Consider the following 16,781-nt stretch of genomic DNA (forward strand, 5'->3'; position numbering starts at 1 on the left):
CCGTCGTCGCCACAATGCGCAAGCTTCTCACCATTCTCAACGCTATCGTCCGGGATCAAAAACCGTGGCAAACAACTTGACAGCCAAGACAGTCGCTCTCCCCAGCGGGGAGAAGGTGGCCGCGCAGCGGCCGGATGAGGGGGCCTCTCTTGCCCGCTACGCCGCCGCACTCCCCTGCCCGGCCGCGTCCCGAAACCAGCCAAGCCCGGCATCCGTCCCCGCCTTCGGCTTGTACTCCGCCCCCACCCAGCCGGAATAGCCGATGCGGTCGATGTGGTTGTACAGGAAGGGAAAATTGATCTCGCCCGTCCCCGGCTCATGACGGCCGGGATTATCCGCAAGCTGGATATGCGCGATGCGGTTGAGGTTTGCCTCAATGGTACGGGCGAGATCCCCCTCCATGATCTGCATGTGGTAGATGTCGTATTGCAGGAACAGGTTCTTCGAGCCGACGCGGTCGATCAGGGCCAGAGCCTGGTCCGAGTAATTCAGGAAGAAGCCCGGAATGTCGCGGGTGTTGATCGGCTCGATCAGCAGCCTGATGCCGGCCTGCTCCAGCTTTTCGGCCGCGAAAGCCAGATTTTCGGCGAAGACGTCTTCCAGCACGGAGCGGTCGACGCCTTGCGGCGCGATGCCGGCGAGGCAGTTGACCTGCTCGCAGCCCAATGCGTGCGCATAGGTGACGACCTTGGCAATGCCTTGCCGGAACTCCGGCACGCGGTCGGGCAGGATCGCGATGCCGCGCTCGCCCTTGGCCCAGTCGCCGGCAGGCAGGTTGAACAGGACCTGCGTCAGCCCGTTCTTCTTCAACCTGGCTGCGACGACATCCGGCGCATGGTCATAGGGGCCGATATACTCGACGCCCTTGAAGCCCGCGCGGGCGGCGGCATCGAAGCGGTCGAGGAAGTCATGCTCGTCAAAGAGCATCGAAAGATTGGCTGAAAACCGTGGCATGGCAGTAGTTCCTCATATGCGGCTTAGTCGAGCATGACGATCGCCGTGGGGGCATCTTCGTGATGTTCGGCTAGCTCCTCGAATTCGGTGATCTTGTCGATTTCAGTACCCATCGAAACGTTGGTGACGCGCTCGAGGATGAATTCGAGCACCACCGGAACCTGGTGCTCGTCCATCAGGCGCATTGCCTCTTCGAAGGCACCGGCGAATTCCTCCGGCCGGCGCACCCGGACCGCCTTGCAGCCCATCGCCTCGGCAACGGCGACGTGGTCGACGCCGTAGTCCGCCTCAGGCTCGTTTTTCCGGTTGACGTTCTCGAAGGCCAGGCTGACTTCGAAATCCATCGAAAAGCCGCGCTGCGCCTGGCGGATCAGCCCGAGATAGGCGTTGTTCACGACGACATGGATGTAGGGCAATTTGTGCTGTGCGCCGGCCGCCAGTTCCTCGATCATGAACTGGAAATCATAGTCGCCGGACAGCGCCACAATTGTGCGGTCCGGATCGGCGGCGCGAACACCGAGGGCTGCCGGCAATGTCCAGCCGAGCGGGCCGGCCTGGCCGCAATTGATCCAGTTGCGTGGCTTGTAGACGTGCAGGAATTGCGCCCCGGCGATCTGGGACAGGCCGATCGTGGTGACATAGGTGGTGTCGCGGCCGAACGCCTTGTTCATCTCCTCGTAGACGCGCTGCGGCTTCAGCGGCACCTGGTCGAAATGGGTCTTGCGCTTCATTGTCTTCTTGCGCTGCCGGCATTCGCCGGCCCAGCCCGACCAGTCGCGCAATTTCCCGGCCGTCCTCCACTCGGTGGCGACGTCGAGCAGCATTTTCAGCGCCGCACCGGCATCTGAGACGACGCCAAGGTCCGGTGCGAAGACCCGGCCGATCTGCGTCGGCTCGATATCGACGTGGATGAATTTCTTGCCCTTGGTGTAGACGTCGACCGAACCGGTGTGGCGGTTGGCCCAGCGGTTGCCGATGCCGAAAACGAAATCGGCTTCGAGCATCGTGGCATTGCCATAGCGGTGCGAGGTCTGCAGCCCGCACATGCCGGCCATCAGGCGGTGGTCGTCGGGGATCGCACCCCAGCCCATCAGCGTCGGAATGACAGGCACGCCGGTGACCTCGGCGAACTCGATCAGCAGGTCCGACGCATCGGCGTTGATGATGCCGCCGCCGGCGACGATGACAGGCTTTTCCGCCGCGTTCAGCATCGTCAACGCCTTCTCGGCCTGGGCGCGCGACATTGCCGGCTTGAACGGCACCAGCGGCTCGTAGGCATCGATGTCGAACTCGATCTCGGTCAGTTGCACATCGACAGGCAAATCGATCAGCACCGGCCCCGGCCGCGACGAGCGCATCAGATGGAACGCTTTCTGCAGCGCCATCGGCACCAGATAGGGTTCCATGACGGTGACCGCCCATTTGGCGACGGGTGCGGCGATCGCCGCAATGTCGACGGCCTGAAAATCCTCCTTGTTGAGACGCGCCCGCGGCGCCTGCCCGGTGATGCAGAGGATGGGAATTGAATCGGCAGCGGCCGAATAGAGGCCAGTGATCATGTCGGTGCCGGCAGGACCCGAGGTGCCGATGCACAGACCGATATTGCCCGATCTGGCGCGGGTAAACCCTTCGGCCATATGCGAAGCCGCCTCGACGTGCCGCGCAAGGATGTGGCGGATACTGCCCCTCGCCTTCAGCGCCGAATAGAGCGGGTTGATCGCAGCACCCGGCACGCCGAAGGCACAGGAGATGCCTTCCTTTTCGAGAACGAGAACCGCTGCGTCGACTGCGCGCATCCTGGCCATGTCAGCCTCCACGGAATTGTTGATAGCCGATGATGCCAGCGAACCAATGATTTTTCAATTTTTTCAGAATATTTTTTCATTTCTAGAAAACGGCTCTTGTGGATTGAATTGATTTGACTTTCTGTTTTCCACGAATTCGCTTCGCAAATCGGTGAAAAACTTTTTCATTGCCTTGTTGCGCGAACAGAGCGAAGAATGGTCCGATGGAGACCACCGAAAAACGCCAGCGCGGCCGGCCGCGCGCCTTCAACGGACCGTCCGAGGCCGCTTCGGTGCAGTCGCTGGACCGGGCGCTGCGCATCCTGGCAATCGTTGCCGATGGCAGCGGCCTGTCGCTGAGCGAGATCGCCGCCAGTTCCGGTCTGCCGGCATCCACCGCCTACCGCATGCTGACGACGCTGGAGAACCACGGCATGGTCGAGTTCGACGGTACCGACCAGCTGTGGTCGATCGGCGTCGAGACCTATCGCATGGGCGCGGCGTTCCTGCGCCGCCGCAAGCTGGTCGACCGCGCCCGTATCGTCATGCAGGAATTGATGGAGAAGACCGGCGAGACCGCCAATCTCGGCGTCGCCGAGGACGATTGCGTCGTCTTTGTCAGTCAGGTCGAGACGCATCAGGCGATCCGCGCCTTCTTCCGGCCGGGGACGCGCAGCTCCTTCCATGCCTCGGGCATCGGCAAGGCAGTGCTGGCGCATCTCGAGCCGGAACGCGTCGCCACCATCCTGCGCCGGGCCGGGCTGGAGCGCTTCACCGAAAACACGCTGTCCGATATCCCGGCGCTCGCCCGCGACCTGGTGACGATCAAGCTGCGCGGCTGGTCGGTAGACGACGAGGAGCGGCATCCGGGCATGCGCTGCGTTGCCGCCGCCATCTTCAATGAGTTCGGCGAGCCGATCGGCGGCGTTTCGGTCTCCGGGCCGACGGTGCGGGTAACGCCGGAACGGCTGGCCGAGATCGGCCCGCTTGTGCACGATGCGGCGGCGGAGGTGACAAGGATGATCGGCGGGCTGCCGACCCCTCCCGGCCTTCGCAGCGAACCGAGCGCATGGCAGCGCTGACCAGCGTCGAATGGTGCGACATCTGCCAGGATGGCCAAAGCTAGGCCCCGGGCACCGCGCTCTTGGTTGATAGGTCGTAGAAATCAAGCAGCATCGCCAGCCCAACTCCGCAGGCGGTGAAGATTAGGCCGGCAATGAAGATACGATTGGCGCGTTCATAAACGCGCCGTTGTAGAGACGTTAAGTCGAGCAGCAACCGCAGCGCTCGTATCTGCAGGGCAATGCCGATCAAAATCGGCGCGACGGCGGCCAGGTGATAGATTTCCCATGGTATCGGGTTGGCGGCCCAATGCGTGATGAAGCCCAGCGAGAACGCCAGCAGGATGCCGACGGTGGTGATCGTGCCGTTGCGGAAAATTGTCTCGATCGGCTCTTCGTTCGGATCTTGCTCGCCCAAGCGCCCTCTCCCTGTTTCGCTATCGGTGCAGACTAGGCTGTTGGGAAATCGCTGTATACTGCCGGGTTCCTGGTGAAATCAGAGACAAATGATAGCTAAATTGCTTGGAGACTGAAGCTGGCGCTGCCCCTCATTGGCCTACCGGGCATTTCTCCCCGCATAGTGACGGGGAGAAAGAAGCTGACCGCGACCTTGGCGCCCTCTTGCAGCGCTGGAGACTGGCGAAATCATCGCCGAGAGCGTCCCTTCTCCCTGTCACTATACGGGGAGAAGATGCCGGCAGGCAGATGAGGGGCAGCGCCGACACTGATAGTCAGTCGATTTCGACAGGAAGCCTATCGCCGAACAACAGAAAAAGGGCCAGTGGGGCGCCCTTCCGGTTGCATGAAACGGTCACGTCCTCCCAAGCTGGCATCGTGGCCCTCAAAGCCAGCAGCGATGGCGATAGCCGTCGTAGCCGACATAGGTGTCCGAGTACGGGTCGTAGCTCTGGTAGCGATTGAGGCAGCGCCGGACGTGCCACGAGCCGCCGTCTTCCTCGATATAGACGGTGCGCGGCTGGGCCAGCGCGTTGCCGAGCAGGAAGCCGCCGACACCTGCGGCAATGCCGATGCCGAGGTGCTTGTGCTTGTGATGGGCGGCCGACGGCTGAACGGTGCCGACCAGCATGGCGGCGGCGACAGTGGTGGCGACGAGGCCGGAAATGATGGTGCGCTTGAACATGACGATCTCCTTGTTGTGGGAGGCGATCCAACCGCCTCTTGACCATCAGTCGTCGCGACAAGGAAAAAGGTTCGAAGGTCCTTTTGGATTTTTTCTCGGCGGGCGAAATCGCGCGGTCTGATGCGCGACCACGAATGGTCGCGCCGTCGACAGTTCACCGGAACAACCGGCAGGCCTCACCCCATCCCGGTGATGTGGCGAAGCCAGAAGGCGAGCGCGATGAAGCCGACGATGGTGGTGACGCCGGTCCAGTCGATATTGGCGTGCTTCAGGTCCTTGATGAGCTTCACCAGGAGAACCCAGGCCACGACGACGAGCGGGAGAATGATGACAAACCTGATCATGCGACAGCCTCGCTGATGCGATTGCACCTTCGATCAATATAGGAAGCGAATTGGCCGTTTTCAGGACGCCTTGGCGGCAGAACCGGCGCGTTCGCGGCAGCCGAAAACGGAGTTTTGTCTTTACTGGCGCGGCAAATATGGTAACCGGAGCGCCGTGCCCTTGTAGCTCAGCTGGTAGAGCAGCGGTTTTGTAAACCGAAGGTCGGCGGTTCGATTCCGTCCGGGGGCACCAGTACGGGCTTCTTGAGACCTCCGGGGCGCTTGATATCTGCTCATCCCCGATATCCACAGGCCGGGGCCGTCAGGATCGGTAGCACATCAGCTTCAACGCATATATTCCCTAGCGGAAACCATAGTTCCCTAGCGGAAAACCTAGGAGTCTTCGTTGGAGCAGAAACGCACGACCGCCCCCTTCATCAACGGCATATTTGGCGGATTTATCGTCTTCGCCTTCGCGTTCGGTTTCCGTTTCCTGCTAAGTCCCGATCCCGATCCAACATCAAGAGCAACGACAAGCCTTTCAGTACTGGCCTTCGCCATTTGTTTCGGCGCAGCCTTCCTCCGCGAGCACCGGCGCCAGATTGCCGCCGCCAGAGAATATATAAGCCGCCCAAGACCGTATTAGGGGCGTACGTGTCGGGACCGTCCTCGTCGGGTCACCAGAAACTTCCGTGCAATTGCTGGCAAAATCTGTCGCCAGACAACGAGTTAGCATCTCATATCTAGAGACGCTGAGCCCGGGCGTGACTTCGCCGTTGCAGAGCCGTCATTTCGGCCCTCTCTCCCGGCCTCGGCCATCTCGTACCATTCGATTAAATTGCTCCTGTGTATATTAGCACTCGCTCAATTAAGCGCGCCGACAATGTCGGTGCGGCGGGCCAAAAACCAAAGGGTGTTGTCATGCGAAGTGATTTCGCCGCGGCGCGCGAGCTTTTGGAGTGCGCACAAAACCGCCTCTGCGGCGCGGATGGAACGAGCCGACGCGTCAACGAGGCCCTCGACGCGCTGATTGAAGAAATAGCCATCGCGGAATTCCGCAAGGCGCCACTGACGGTCGTGCCGTTTCCGCGAGCGCGGCCGCCTAAGCATGTTCGGTAGAGCGCTGATCGCGCGCGTTGACGAAGAGCCGGCAACTGGTGTTTCCGCAATCGCCCGTTGGAGCGTCGTTGAACGACCAAGCCTTTGACGATAGAGTTGCCGGGCATTGGTGCTCTGAAACTCCGGAGCCGATCCATGTCACGCTGTGGAGATGTCTACGAGAACAAGGTGACCGGCGAATATGCGGTCATCCTGCGTGGCACCGAAGACCGCGGCCAGGGACCTGGCATCGCTCATCTGACCGCCCGGCCGGGAGCCGCAGTGGTGGGCGAGCACTTCCACCCGAACCTGACGGAACGGTTTACCGTCCTCCGTGGCCGTCTCGACGCTTGCATCGCCGGGAAGACTTTGTCCCTGGAGCCTGGCCAATCCGCCACGGTCGAAGCAGGCGTCGCACATGATTGGTGGAACAGCAGCAAAACCGAAGAAGCGCATGTCCTGGTCGAAGTCGACCGGGCGCCAGGTGCGGACAATGTCGACCCGAACCGTTTCGAGCTGCTGATCGGCATGCTCTTCGGCCTGGCCAATGCCGGCAAGGTGGACAGAAAAGGTAGACCTTCGCCGCTTCAGGCAGCAGTCATCGCCAGGGAATTTGCCGACGTGATCGTCTTCACGCACCCGCCACCTGCGATTCAGCGAGTGGCGCTGGCGATCCTGGCGCCACTCGGCCATCTGCTCGGCTATCGCGCGATCGACCCGGACTACTGCAAGCCGCACGGGCATGTCACGCCGGCTCCTGAAATCCTCGCTCGAGCAGGCCTAGTAGCCGGATGATCGGGGTCCATATTGGGCGCCCGGCATTTTTGTCGGCAGGATGCTGCCATGTCGCGAACTCTGATCGTCGTTGGTCTCAGCATAGTCGCCATAGGCCTGCTGTGGCCTTGGTTGGCCCGGACCGGCCTTGGCAGGCTGCCCGGCGATATCGTGATCGAGCGTGAGAACTTCAGGCTTTATGTCCCTATCACGACGGGGATACTGGTCAGCATCGTGCTCTCGGCCATTCTATGGCTGATCAACCGGTAGGCGATGCTCCGGCTGCGGCGATTTGTGTTGCAGGCCCAACTCGCCCTTGATCTTCTTACACTCCGATCGCCGCCACCAATATCCTGTTCTGCCTGCGTATCGCCGTGCGCAGTTCGGCAATCCTCGCCTCCTCGCGCTTCACGAATTCGATGAACATCATGTTCATGTTGTTGAAGATGAGTTCGCCGAGTGCCGGCCCGTCGATGTCGCGACGCACCAGGCCGAGCGCCTGCAGGCGGACGATCAGCGCGCGGATCTGCTCGGTCAGGGCGCGGTCCAGCCCGGTATAGGCCTGGCCGAACGGGCTGTCGGGCAGTTGCGTCGAGATCGCCATCGCCTGCCGCCACATCTCCTTGCTGAGATAATGCAGCGAGTGCTCGATATAGATGCCGAGCAGCGTATCGAGAGCGTCGCCGACATTGGCCGGCGGGTTGGCGACGACGCCGCGCCCGGCATTGAGCACCTCGTTGACCTCCATCGAGACGATGGCGCCGAGGATGTCGCCCTTGTTCTGGTAGTAATTGTAGATGGTACCGACCGAGACTTCGGCCTGCGCCGCGATGGTCTCGATCTTGGCGCCTTCATAACCGGCATCGCGGAAAAGCGCCGCCGCCGCCTCGATGATGCGGCGGTGCCGATCCGCCTTCTGCCTTGCCCGCAATCCGCTCATAACGGCTGTTTGCCACAAAAACAGAATTGACTCAATTTTAGAATTGGTTCAATTTTTCCTACAAGCCAAAAAGGCAAGGGAGAACACTCGATGTCCGTCAATCCAAAGACCCCCAATCCAACCGTCAGGAATCCGCTTTCCGTTCTGAAGAGCCATCTCCAAGGCGCCTGTGCCGCGGCAGCACTGCTGCTGGCGGCGGGCAGCCTCGCTCAGGCGCAGGATCTCAACGCACTGATCTGGTGCGATCACGCCGATCCGGCGCTGCTGCAGCCGTTCGAGGAGGCCAACGGCGTCAAGGTCAATGTCAAGGAGTTCGAAGGCACCGGCGCCGGCCTGGCGATCGTCGATCAATCACAGCCCGGCGATTGGGACGTGATGGTGATCGACAGCATCGACGTGCCACGCGGCGTCGAAAAAGGCCTGTTCGAGCCACTGCCGGAAGACAAGCTGCCGCTGGCCGACCTGTTTCCGCAGGTGAAGATGGACAGTTCCACCGTCGTCGACGGCAAGCGCTACGGCATCACCGAAAAGTTCGGCTACAACACGATCGGCTACAACAAGACCAAGGTCGATCCGGCCGACATGCAGTCGCTTGCCGCGCTGACCGGCGATAAGTACAAGGGCAAGATCGCCATCTACGATTATTACCTGCCGGTCATCGGCATGGCCGCACTGGCGATCGGCAAAAAGACCGCCGAGCTGACCGAAGCCGACCTTCCCGCCATCAAGGAAGAGCTGCTCAAAATGAAGGCCAACGCAAAGCTGGTCGGCGAAGTGACCGCCAGCCAGACGGCGCTGGCGACCGGCGAGGTCGACATTCTGGTCGGCGGCGGCGAATGGGTGACGGCGGGGCTGGCCAAGGAAAACCCTGCCCTCGACTTCTCTATCCCGAAAGAAGGAGCCGTGCTGTGGTCGCAGTCGCTGGCAATGTTCAAGGATTCCAAGAACAAGGAGCTTGCGCTTAAATTCATCCAGTACATTATGAGCCCCGAAGGCCAGGCGCGGCTCGCCACCTCGTCCTGCTATTGGGGCATGCCGGCCAACAGCAAGGCGGCGTTGAGCGACGAGCAGAAGAAGATCCTGCGCTTCGACGAGCAGCCGGAATTCCTCGCCCGCGCCCAGTCCTATCCTGCGCCGAATGCCGATCTCGACAAGAAGATGCAGGACGTCTGGACCGAAATGCTGCAGGCGCAATGACCGGCTGCCGGTCGTGAACGCCGTCAACAGTGGGCGTGCCCTGCCCTGGGCGCTGGTCACGCCGGCGCTCGGCTGGACGCTGCTGTTCTTCGTGCTGCCCTTCGTCGCCATGGCGGTATCCAGCCTGACGGCACATGAAGGCGGCGGCTTCACGCTGTCCAACTACAGCCAGTTCTTTGCCAATCCGTCCTACTGGCAGGCGATGGTGAACTCGCTGCAGGTCACAGCGATCGTCACCGTGATCTCGGTGCTGCTCGCCTATCCTTTTGCCTGGATCCTGGCCGAACAGGTGCCGGAGCGCTGGCAGCGGCTGGCGCTGATGCTGGCAGTGCTGCCGTTCTGGACCTCCTATGTCGTGCGCTCCTATTCGTGGCTGCTGGTGCTGGCGCAGAACGGCGTCGTCAACCATGCGTTGACCGGCTCCGGCCTGTTCAGCGAACCGCTGCAGCTCGCCAATACGCGGCTGGCCACCGTCATCGGCTTCGTGCATTTCTTCGTCATGCTGTTGACGCTGACGATCTTCGCCAATCTGAAGCAGCTCAGCCCCAGCTATCGCAAGGCCGCCGCCGACCTCGGCGCCGGGCCGGTTCGGATTTTCCTGCATGTCGTTCTGCCGCTGACGCTCCCCGGTATCATGGTCGGCGCCTTCCTCACCTTCGTGCTGTGCATCGGCGACTACATCACGCCGCAGATCCTCGGCGGCAACAACGAGCTTTTGATGCCGCAGCTCGTCATGATGCAGATCGGCCGGCGCGGCGACTTTCCGCTCGCTTCGGCGTTGTCGATCATCCTGATGGCGGTGGTCACCGTTGCCTATCTCGCCTGCTCCCGCTGGCTGAAGATCGAGCGGGCCTGACCATGCGCGCGCTCATCCGCCTCGTCTCCGGCCTTTACGCCATCGCAATCTACGGCTTTATCTTTCTGCCGGTCATCGTTCTGGTGCTGTTTTCGCTGCAGGCAACCTCGTTTCCGATCCCGCCCTTCACCGGGCCTTCGCTGCGCTGGTACGAGGCCGTGCTCGCCGACACGCGGCTGACTTCGGCTCTGGTCAATTCGCTGCTGGTGGCGGTCGTCTCCTCGGCTGCCGCCGTCACGTTGGGCTTTCTCTCCGCCTGGGGTTTTGCGCGCTTCGCTTTGCCGGGCTCGGGCCTGATGCGCGGGCTGATCACCTTGCCCTTGACCGTCAGCTATCTCATCATCGGCATGGGGCTGCTGGTGCTGTTCAACTGGGCCGGCGTGCCGAAGTCGCTCATTGCCGCCGGCATCGGCCATGTGGTGATCAACCTGCCGCTCTGCTTTGCCATCGTCTACAGCCAGATGGGCGACCACCAGATCAATATCGAGCGCGCCGCGCGCGACCTCGGCGCGCCCGAATGGACGGTGCTGCTGCTGATCACCGTGCCCGTCATGGCGCCGGCGATCTTCGCCGGTTTCTTCCTGTCGATGACCTTCTCCTGGGACGAGTTCGTCATCTCGTTCCTGTTGACGCGCTTCGACACGACGCTGCCGGTCGAGATCTGGAACCTGCTGCGCTCCGGCCTCAATCCCAAGACCAACGCCGTCGGCTCGCTGGTCTTCGCCGTCTCCATCGTACTGGTGGTATTGTTCGAGCTGATGCTGTTGCGAAGGAAGCCGGCATGACCGCGCCACTGGTCGATATAAGCTCTGTCTCGCATCGCTTCGGTCAGCACACCGTGCTGAAGAACGTCTCGCTGACGATCGAGCCTGGCAGCTACACGATCCTGCTCGGGCCGTCTGGCTCCGGCAAGACGACGCTTCTGTCCATCCTCGGCGGCTTCGTCACGCCGAGCGAGGGCAAGGTGCTGATCCGCGGCGAGGACTGCACGGCCGTGCCACCGGCGAAGCGGCCGACGACGACCGTGTTCCAGGATTATGCGCTGTTCCCGCATATGAGCGTCGGCAGCAATGTCGGCTTCGGGCTGCGCATGCGGGGTGTCGATGCCGCAACCCGGGCAGCAAGGGCGCGCGAGGCGCTGGCGCTGGTTGGCCTCGCCACCGCCTTCGACAAGAAGCCGCACCAGCTTTCCGGCGGTCAGCGGCAGCGCGTGGCACTGGCGCGCGCCCTGGTGGTCGAGCCGGCGGTGCTGTTGCTCGACGAGCCGCTCGGCGCGCTCGACCTGAAATTGCGCCGGCAGATGCAGGACGAGTTGAAGGCGATCCAGAAACGCGTCGGCACCGCCTTCATCCACGTCACCCACGACCAGGAAGAGGCGATGGCGCTGGCCGATCATTGCGTGGTGATGAATGACGGGCGCATCGAGGACGAAGGACCGCCCGAGCGCGTCTATGCCCGGCCAGCGACGCGCTTTTCCGCGACTTTCATGGGCGAAAGCACGCTGATATCGGGAACGGTGACCGAGGCGAAGAGCGGCAAAATCGCCGTCACCACGAAGCTTGGGTCGCTCTCGCTGCCCGGCACATTGCCGGCCGGCTCGACCGTTGCGCTGGCCATCCGCCCGGAGCATCTTGTTCTCGGCGCTGCCGGCGGTGCCGTGGCGCTCGGTACGGCCAAGGTCAGCGACGTCGTCTTCCAGGGCAGCTTCAAGCGTGTGCTGGGGACCTCCACGACCGACCCGGCGCTGCACTTCATCGCCAAGGTCGCGGCCGCATCGGCCGTCCAGCCGGGCGACGTTGTCGCGGTATCGTGCGATGCTGGCGACATCATCCTGCTTGCGGACCAAACATGAGCACGCTTCCAATCATCGACGCTCCTGACTGGTACGAAACTATCCGCATGGGCGATGGCGTGACGCTGATCCACGAGCCGTGGATCAAGCCGTTCTTCCGCTGCAACATCTGGCATGTGCGCGGCCGCGACCGCGATCTTCTGTTCGATACCGGCCTCGGCCATTTCAGCCTGCGCCGCCACGTGCCGCTGGTCACGGAGCGCAAGCTCACCTGCGTGGCCAGCCACACGCATTTCGACCATATCGGCTGCCATCACGAATTTCCCGACCGCTGCGTGCACCCGGCCGAGGCCGAAATCCTCGCCGATCCACGCAACGAATGGACGGTTGCCGACCGCTATGCCACTGACGAGATGTTCGACGGCATGCCGCAAGGTTGGGACACCAAGCGCTACCAGATCCTGCCCGCACCAGCCGGCCGGTTGCTCGAGCAAGGCGACATGGTCGATCTCGGCGACCGTGCCTTCGAGGTCATCCACACGCCCGGCCATTCACCCGGCGGCATTGCGCTCTACGAAAACAGGACGGGCATCCTGTTTTCCGGCGACATCATCTATGACGGCCCGCTGATCGACGACGTCTATCACTCCGATATCGACGATTATGTCGAAACGCTGCTGCGCATGCGCGATCTCGATGTCTCGGTCGTGCACGGCGGCCATTTCCCGAGCTTCGGCAAAGTCCGCTATCGCCAGCTTGTCGACGAATATCTCGCGCAAAAGCGCCAGGCCGGCTGCCATCTGTTGCAAGCCCGATAAGCACTGGCGCTGTGGCGTCAAAGCGCCCTTTGCGGACAGGGTGTCCCCGCCGCGTCGCCGCAGCGCGAGGCCGTGGGCTCGGGTCTAAAGCTCTTTTCCTCCGCCTGGCGCACCAGTTCCGCGAAAGCCAGGGCAAAACTTGCCAGCATCAGGAAGACAATAATCAAGCGTGCCAGCGGCAATAGATCGGCCTCGACTGGTTAGCCCCCACGCCGCCCGTCCGCTGCCGGCTAACATGATCGATATGGCTTTACGAGAGTTTAAGGCGAGTCTTAACCATCACATCATTTTGTCCTCCGACATGATGCGCGAGTGCGGCTTGTTTGGTCGCCATCTCCAGGCACCTCCCTCCCTTTGCAGAAATGCCCACCCATGCTAACCCGGCGCTGGCGCGGCCCAGCAACCGGTCGCCGCCAATCGGTCGCCAGACGGTCGTCGCCAATCGGTTGTCGTTGAGAGCCATGAGCAAAACCGCCAGCCGTTTCGCCTTCGTCTCATCCGGTACAGCCGACGCCAATGCAGCGCTGGAAAGCCTCTCTGCGCGTTACGGCCAGGCCTCCGTCGAAGAAGCCGGGATCGTCGTGGCGCTCGGCGGCGACGGCTTTCTGCTGCAGACCCTGCGTGAGACGATGAGCACGGGAAAGAAGGTCTACGGCATGAACCGTGGCACCATCGGTTTCCTGATGAACGAATACCGCGCCAGCGGCTTGACCGGGCGCATCGCGGCGGCCGTTGCCGAAACGATCCGTCCGCTGGAGATGCAGGCGGTGACGGCCGAAGGCGAGACGATTTCGGCGCTCGCGATCAACGAGGTTGCGCTTTGGCGCCAGTCGTACCAGACGGCCAAGATCCGCATCACCGTGGATGGGCAAGAGCGGCTGGAGGAATTGCACTGCGACGGCGTGATGATTGCGACGCCGGCCGGCTCGACCGCATATAATCTGTCGGCGCACGGGCCGATCCTGCCGCTCGACGCTCCGCTGTTGGCGCTGACCCCGGTCAGCCCGTTTCGTCCGCGCCGCTGGCGCGGCGCGCTGCTCTCCAACAAGGCGATCGTGCGTTTCGACATTCTGGAGCCGGAAAAGCGGCCGGTGAACGCCGCCGCCGACCACACCGAGGTCAAGGCGGTGACGACGGTCACGGTGAGGGAATCGCCGACGGCAACGGCGACGCTGCTGTTCGATCCCAACCATTCGTGGAACGAGCGCATTCTCGCCGAACAGTTCAGGTATTGAACAGACCGTGCAAATAAAAACCCGGCACGAGGCCGGGTTCCTATTTGACAACACAAGTGTTGCGGCGGCCGATCGTTGCGATCAGAACTTGTAATTCAAGCCGATGACTCCGGTGTGTATGCGGACCTTTGCTTCGACATTCAGGCCGGTGTCGACTGCATAATCGCTCTTGCCCAGATCGAAATATTTGTATTCGCCCTTGAGCGACCAGTGATCGGTAAAGGCATATTCCAGGCCCGCGCCCAGGGTCCAGCCTGCTCTGGTTTTCGAGGTGCCGTTGGTCCCGATCGGACCGCTTGTGCTAATCTCAACCCTGCCGAAGCCGAGACCGCCGGTACCGTAGATCAGCAGCCTATCCATCGCATAGCCAATTCGGCCACGCAGCGATCCGAGCATCTTTACATCGGAGTCGCAAGAGAAGGTGGGGTTCGGACAATCCGTGCCGCCATCGATATGGGCGGCCGAGATGTCCGCCTCGACGCCATAGACTATATTTCCGCTCTGGAAATTGTAACCGGCCTGGACGCCGCCCAGGGCGCCGCTGCCATCATGATCAGCCGTCCCGCCAACAGTATATTCCCAGTCTACTTTGCTGCTGCCACCGCCGACATGTGCGCCTAGATAGAGGCCCGTCCAGTTATACGTTGATGCGACCGGCAATTCCACGACATCGGCCGCGATCGCCGGAGTCAAGGCCGCTGCCAGAAACGCTGCGGAAAGAAAAGCTTTCTTCATAATGTGGCCCCCTTAGCCAAGAAAAATAGATGAATCATTTGTGGCTAGTTTCTGAGTTATTTCAAATCTCAAATGGCACTTTGGCGTGTGGTCAGAATGAATGCACCCTGGCGTTGCTGATCTGCAACACCTGCGCTGGTGCGAGAATCTCGCCTTGCTGAAGAGCAGGCCATCGACGAGCGGTAACCATCGCGATTAAGCTTACGGCTTCACAATCGCGCCAATGCCGCCCGTTTGTGTTGACAAATCGTGGGCTTGCGCCTACCTGCAATACCGATCTTGCAGGCGCGCGGCGCTTGCCGCGACTGCATATGTTGCGCCCCCGAACCAGCCAAAGACAGCCAAACTTGTCCTCAGACACCCAGATCGCTCAAGAAGCGTTGACCTTCGCAGACCTCGGCCTGTCGCCGAAGGTCCTTTCCGCAGTTACCGATGCCGGCTACACCGAGCCGACGCCGATCCAGGCTGGTGCTATCCCGCACGCCTTGCTCGGCAAGGACGTGCTGGGCATTGCCCAGACCGGCACCGGCAAGACGGCGTCCTTCGTCCTGCCGATGCTCACCCGGTTGGAAAAGGGCCGTGCCCGCGCCCGCATGCCGCGCACGCTGATCCTCGAGCCGACGCGCGAGCTCGCCGCGCAGGTCGAGGAAAACTTCGTCAAATACGGCAAGAACCACAAGCTCAACATCGCACTGCTGATCGGCGGCGTGTCCTTCGACGAGCAGGACAAGAAGCTCGAGCGCGGCGCCGATGTGCTGATCGCGACCCCCGGCCGCTTGCTCGACCATCGCGAGCGCGGCAAGCTCCTGCTCAACGGCGTCGAGATCCTCGTCATCGACGAGGCCGACCGCATGCTCGACATGGGCTTTATCCCCGACATCGAGCGTATCTGCGAGATGATCCCGTTCACCAGGCAGACGCTGTTCTTCTCGGCGACGATGCCGCCGGAAATCACCAAGCTCACCGAGAAATTCCTGCACGCACCGGTGCGCGTCGAAGTGTCGAAGGCAGCATCGGCCGCCACCAACATCATCCAGCGGCTGGTGAAATCCGGCCCGAAACCCTGGGACAAGCGCGAGACGCTGCGCAATCTGATGAAAGCCGAGGATGCCGAGCTGAAGAACGCCATCATCTTCTGCAACCGCAAGATCGAGGTATCGGAGCTGTTCCGCTCGCTGCTGAAATATGACTTCGACGCCGGCGCCCTGCACGGCGACATGGACCAGCGCGCGCGCATGCAGATGCTGGCCAATTTCCGTGACGGCAAGCTGCGCTACCTCGTTGCTTCGGATGTCGCGGCGCGTGGCCTCGACATTCCCGATGTCAGCCATGTCTTCAATTACGACGTGCCGATCCACGCGGAGGATTACGTCCACCGCATCGGCCGTACCGGCCGCGCCGGGCGCTCGGGCAAATCCTTCACCATCGCGACCAAGTCGGACACCAAATACATCGACGCCATCGAGCGGCTGATCGGCACGAAGATCGAGTGGCATGACGGCGATTTGTCGACGGTCGTTGCCAGCGAAGGCGGCGAGGATGAGGCCCCGCGCCGTGGCCGCGGTGCGCCACGCCGTGCCGGCCGCAAGGACGACGCCAAGGACAGGGGCGAGCGCAAACCGCGTGAACGCCACGCCAAGCGCAGCGAAGAAGCAGCGCCAGAAGCAGTTAGCGAGGAACAGCCGGTCGTGGCCGAAGCCACCGTCGCCGACATCGACGAGCGGCGTACCCGCAAAGAGGCGATCCGCTCGGAAAACAGCGAGCGCCAGGCTTCACCTGAACGCAAGGCTTCGCCCGATCGCAACGAACGGCGCGCGCCGGAACGGGGCGACACCAGGCCGCAGCGCGAGCGCCCTGCCCGCCAGCGCCAGGAAGACAATGACGCGACCGTCGGCTTCGGCGACGACATGCCGGCCTTCATGCGGATCGTCGCCAAGGTCTGACACGGCTCGCGCGCGGCCCCGCCGACGCGCGAAGCACCCTCTTTTGAGAAGTACTGCTCTCGGTAATCTTGTGGCGTTGCTGCGAGGCGGTCGATTTTGGTGCTGCCGGCGATCCGTATGCCGCTAGGCT

General features: G+C 62.2%; 19 protein-coding genes and 1 tRNA gene. 12 read left to right on the forward strand and 8 right to left on the reverse strand.

Features of this window, described 5'->3' with window-relative positions; genetic code table 11:
- Positions 1–156: 156 nt before the first annotated feature.
- Entirely contained in the window at positions 157–954 is a 798-nt protein-coding gene (gene hyi / locus NKH30_RS16555; RefSeq protein WP_352541357.1) for a hydroxypyruvate isomerase, read from the reverse strand.
- Between the two features lie 23 nt (positions 955–977).
- Complete coding sequence (gene gcl, locus NKH30_RS16560) at positions 978–2,759, reverse strand: glyoxylate carboligase (RefSeq protein ID WP_352996195.1); 1,782 nt, start codon at positions 2,757–2,759, stop codon at positions 978–980.
- A 203-nt stretch (positions 2,760–2,962) separates the two neighbouring features.
- Here gcl and bhcR point away from each other — a divergent pair, with 203 nt between their 5' ends.
- Positions 2,963–3,820 carry an HTH-type transcriptional regulator BhcR gene (bhcR, locus tag NKH30_RS16565; RefSeq protein WP_352996197.1) on the forward strand — a complete coding sequence of 286 codons (858 nt, stop codon included), beginning with the start codon at positions 2,963–2,965 and terminating at the stop codon, positions 3,818–3,820.
- 40 nt (positions 3,821–3,860) lie between these two features.
- Here the strand turns inward: bhcR and NKH30_RS16570 are convergent, their stop codons facing one another.
- The 3 genes from NKH30_RS16570 to NKH30_RS16580 all read right to left on the reverse strand — a co-directional run bounded on the left by NKH30_RS16570 (position 3,861) and on the right by NKH30_RS16580 (position 5,284).
- Positions 3,861–4,217 carry a hypothetical protein gene (locus NKH30_RS16570; RefSeq protein ID WP_352685048.1) on the reverse strand — a complete coding sequence of 119 codons (357 nt, stop codon included), beginning with the start codon at positions 4,215–4,217 and terminating at the stop codon, positions 3,861–3,863.
- Positions 4,218–4,640: 423 nt separating this feature from the next.
- The gene (locus tag NKH30_RS16575) at positions 4,641–4,940 is read right to left on the reverse strand and encodes a BA14K family protein (protein WP_352996199.1); all 300 of its coding nucleotides are present in this window, start codon (positions 4,938–4,940) and stop codon (positions 4,641–4,643) included.
- 176 nt (positions 4,941–5,116) lie between these two features.
- The gene (locus NKH30_RS16580; protein WP_352649049.1) at positions 5,117–5,284 is read right to left on the reverse strand and encodes a hypothetical protein; all 168 of its coding nucleotides are present in this window, start codon (positions 5,282–5,284) and stop codon (positions 5,117–5,119) included.
- Positions 5,285–5,440: 156 nt separating this feature from the next.
- On the opposite strand from NKH30_RS16580, the gene NKH30_RS16585 reads away from it, so the two are divergent.
- From NKH30_RS16585 to NKH30_RS16600, 4 genes are all read left to right on the forward strand, one after another.
- A tRNA-Thr gene (locus NKH30_RS16585) sits at positions 5,441–5,516 on the forward strand.
- A gap of 153 nt (positions 5,517–5,669) precedes the next feature.
- Positions 5,670–5,909, forward strand: coding sequence for a hypothetical protein (locus NKH30_RS16590; protein WP_352996201.1), 240 nt, complete (start codon positions 5,670–5,672; stop codon positions 5,907–5,909).
- Between the two features lie 608 nt (positions 5,910–6,517).
- Positions 6,518–7,156: a cupin domain-containing protein gene (locus NKH30_RS16595; RefSeq protein WP_352978089.1), complete on the forward strand. Its 639-nt coding sequence runs from the start codon at positions 6,518–6,520 to the stop codon at positions 7,154–7,156.
- Between the two features lie 48 nt (positions 7,157–7,204).
- On the forward strand, positions 7,205–7,405 hold the full coding sequence (locus tag NKH30_RS16600) for a DUF2905 domain-containing protein (protein ID WP_023679908.1): 201 nt from the start codon (positions 7,205–7,207) through the stop codon (positions 7,403–7,405).
- A gap of 55 nt (positions 7,406–7,460) precedes the next feature.
- Here the strand turns inward: NKH30_RS16600 and NKH30_RS16605 are convergent, their stop codons facing one another.
- The gene (locus tag NKH30_RS16605; protein WP_352472778.1) at positions 7,461–8,075 is read right to left on the reverse strand and encodes a TetR/AcrR family transcriptional regulator; all 615 of its coding nucleotides are present in this window, start codon (positions 8,073–8,075) and stop codon (positions 7,461–7,463) included.
- 90 nt (positions 8,076–8,165) lie between these two features.
- Here NKH30_RS16605 and NKH30_RS16610 point away from each other — a divergent pair, with 90 nt between their 5' ends.
- From NKH30_RS16610 to NKH30_RS16630, 5 genes are read left to right on the forward strand one after another with little or no spacing between them, the layout of a single operon-like run.
- Positions 8,166–9,272 (forward strand): polyamine ABC transporter substrate-binding protein, encoded by a 1,107-nt coding sequence (locus NKH30_RS16610; RefSeq protein WP_352996203.1) that lies wholly within the window; start codon positions 8,166–8,168, stop codon positions 9,270–9,272.
- Positions 9,273–9,285: 13 nt separating this feature from the next.
- Positions 9,286–10,128 (forward strand): ABC transporter permease, encoded by an 843-nt coding sequence (locus tag NKH30_RS16615; protein ID WP_352996205.1) that lies wholly within the window; start codon positions 9,286–9,288, stop codon positions 10,126–10,128.
- Between the two features lie 2 nt (positions 10,129–10,130).
- Positions 10,131–10,913: an ABC transporter permease gene (locus NKH30_RS16620; protein WP_352996207.1), complete on the forward strand. Its 783-nt coding sequence runs from the start codon at positions 10,131–10,133 to the stop codon at positions 10,911–10,913.
- A complete protein-coding gene (locus NKH30_RS16625; RefSeq protein WP_352996209.1) occupies positions 10,910–11,980 on the forward strand; it encodes an ABC transporter ATP-binding protein in 1,071 nt (356 codons plus the stop codon). Before NKH30_RS16620 ends, NKH30_RS16625 begins: the two co-directional genes overlap by 4 nt.
- Positions 11,977–12,738, forward strand: coding sequence for an MBL fold metallo-hydrolase (locus NKH30_RS16630; RefSeq protein ID WP_352774597.1), 762 nt, complete (start codon positions 11,977–11,979; stop codon positions 12,736–12,738). The genes NKH30_RS16625 and NKH30_RS16630 overlap by 4 nt, the downstream gene beginning before the upstream one ends.
- A gap of 17 nt (positions 12,739–12,755) precedes the next feature.
- On the opposite strand, the gene NKH30_RS16635 is transcribed toward NKH30_RS16630, so the two are convergent.
- Positions 12,756–12,920, reverse strand: coding sequence for a hypothetical protein (locus NKH30_RS16635; protein WP_352835934.1), 165 nt, complete (start codon positions 12,918–12,920; stop codon positions 12,756–12,758).
- Positions 12,921–13,199: 279 nt separating this feature from the next.
- On the opposite strand from NKH30_RS16635, the gene NKH30_RS16640 reads away from it, so the two are divergent.
- Complete coding sequence (locus NKH30_RS16640; RefSeq protein WP_023679915.1) at positions 13,200–13,973, forward strand: NAD kinase; 774 nt, start codon at positions 13,200–13,202, stop codon at positions 13,971–13,973.
- Between the two features lie 81 nt (positions 13,974–14,054).
- On the opposite strand, the gene NKH30_RS16645 is transcribed toward NKH30_RS16640, so the two are convergent.
- Positions 14,055–14,708 carry an outer membrane protein gene (locus tag NKH30_RS16645; protein WP_352472772.1) on the reverse strand — a complete coding sequence of 218 codons (654 nt, stop codon included), beginning with the start codon at positions 14,706–14,708 and terminating at the stop codon, positions 14,055–14,057.
- A 347-nt stretch (positions 14,709–15,055) separates the two neighbouring features.
- Between NKH30_RS16645 and NKH30_RS16650 the strand changes: the two genes are divergently transcribed.
- Positions 15,056–16,651, forward strand: a complete 1,596-nt coding sequence (locus NKH30_RS16650; RefSeq protein WP_352451079.1) for a DEAD/DEAH box helicase — start codon at positions 15,056–15,058, stop codon at positions 16,649–16,651.
- The last annotated feature ends 130 nt before the right edge of the window (positions 16,652–16,781 follow it).

Source organism: Mesorhizobium sp. M1273 (assembly GCF_040318195.1).
GTDB lineage: Bacteria > Pseudomonadota > Alphaproteobacteria > Rhizobiales > Rhizobiaceae > Mesorhizobium.

What these genes read in the sequence shown, in the direction of transcription:
- hyi (WP_352541357.1), bottom strand. Translation starts at nt 954, where the DNA reads ATGCCACGGTTTTCAGCCAATCTTTCGATGCTCTTTGACGAGCATGAC.
- gcl (WP_352996195.1), bottom strand. Translation starts at nt 2,759, where the DNA reads ATGGCCAGGATGCGCGCAGTCGACGCAGCGGTTCTCGTTCTCGAAAAG.
- bhcR (WP_352996197.1), top strand. Translation starts at nt 2,963, where the DNA reads ATGGAGACCACCGAAAAACGCCAGCGCGGCCGGCCGCGCGCCTTCAAC.
- NKH30_RS16575 (WP_352996199.1), bottom strand. Translation starts at nt 4,940, where the DNA reads ATGTTCAAGCGCACCATCATTTCCGGCCTCGTCGCCACCACTGTCGCC.
- NKH30_RS16580 (WP_352649049.1), bottom strand. Translation starts at nt 5,284, where the DNA reads ATGATCAGGTTTGTCATCATTCTCCCGCTCGTCGTCGTGGCCTGGGTT.
- NKH30_RS16595 (WP_352978089.1), top strand. Translation starts at nt 6,518, where the DNA reads ATGTCACGCTGTGGAGATGTCTACGAGAACAAGGTGACCGGCGAATAT.
- NKH30_RS16600 (WP_023679908.1), top strand. Translation starts at nt 7,205, where the DNA reads ATGTCGCGAACTCTGATCGTCGTTGGTCTCAGCATAGTCGCCATAGGC.
- NKH30_RS16605 (WP_352472778.1), bottom strand. Translation starts at nt 8,075, where the DNA reads ATGAGCGGATTGCGGGCAAGGCAGAAGGCGGATCGGCACCGCCGCATC.
- NKH30_RS16610 (WP_352996203.1), top strand. Translation starts at nt 8,166, where the DNA reads ATGTCCGTCAATCCAAAGACCCCCAATCCAACCGTCAGGAATCCGCTT.
- NKH30_RS16620 (WP_352996207.1), top strand. Translation starts at nt 10,131, where the DNA reads ATGCGCGCGCTCATCCGCCTCGTCTCCGGCCTTTACGCCATCGCAATC.
- NKH30_RS16625 (WP_352996209.1), top strand. Translation starts at nt 10,910, where the DNA reads ATGACCGCGCCACTGGTCGATATAAGCTCTGTCTCGCATCGCTTCGGT.
- NKH30_RS16630 (WP_352774597.1), top strand. Translation starts at nt 11,977, where the DNA reads ATGAGCACGCTTCCAATCATCGACGCTCCTGACTGGTACGAAACTATC.
- NKH30_RS16640 (WP_023679915.1), top strand. Translation starts at nt 13,200, where the DNA reads ATGAGCAAAACCGCCAGCCGTTTCGCCTTCGTCTCATCCGGTACAGCC.
- NKH30_RS16645 (WP_352472772.1), bottom strand. Translation starts at nt 14,708, where the DNA reads ATGAAGAAAGCTTTTCTTTCCGCAGCGTTTCTGGCAGCGGCCTTGACT.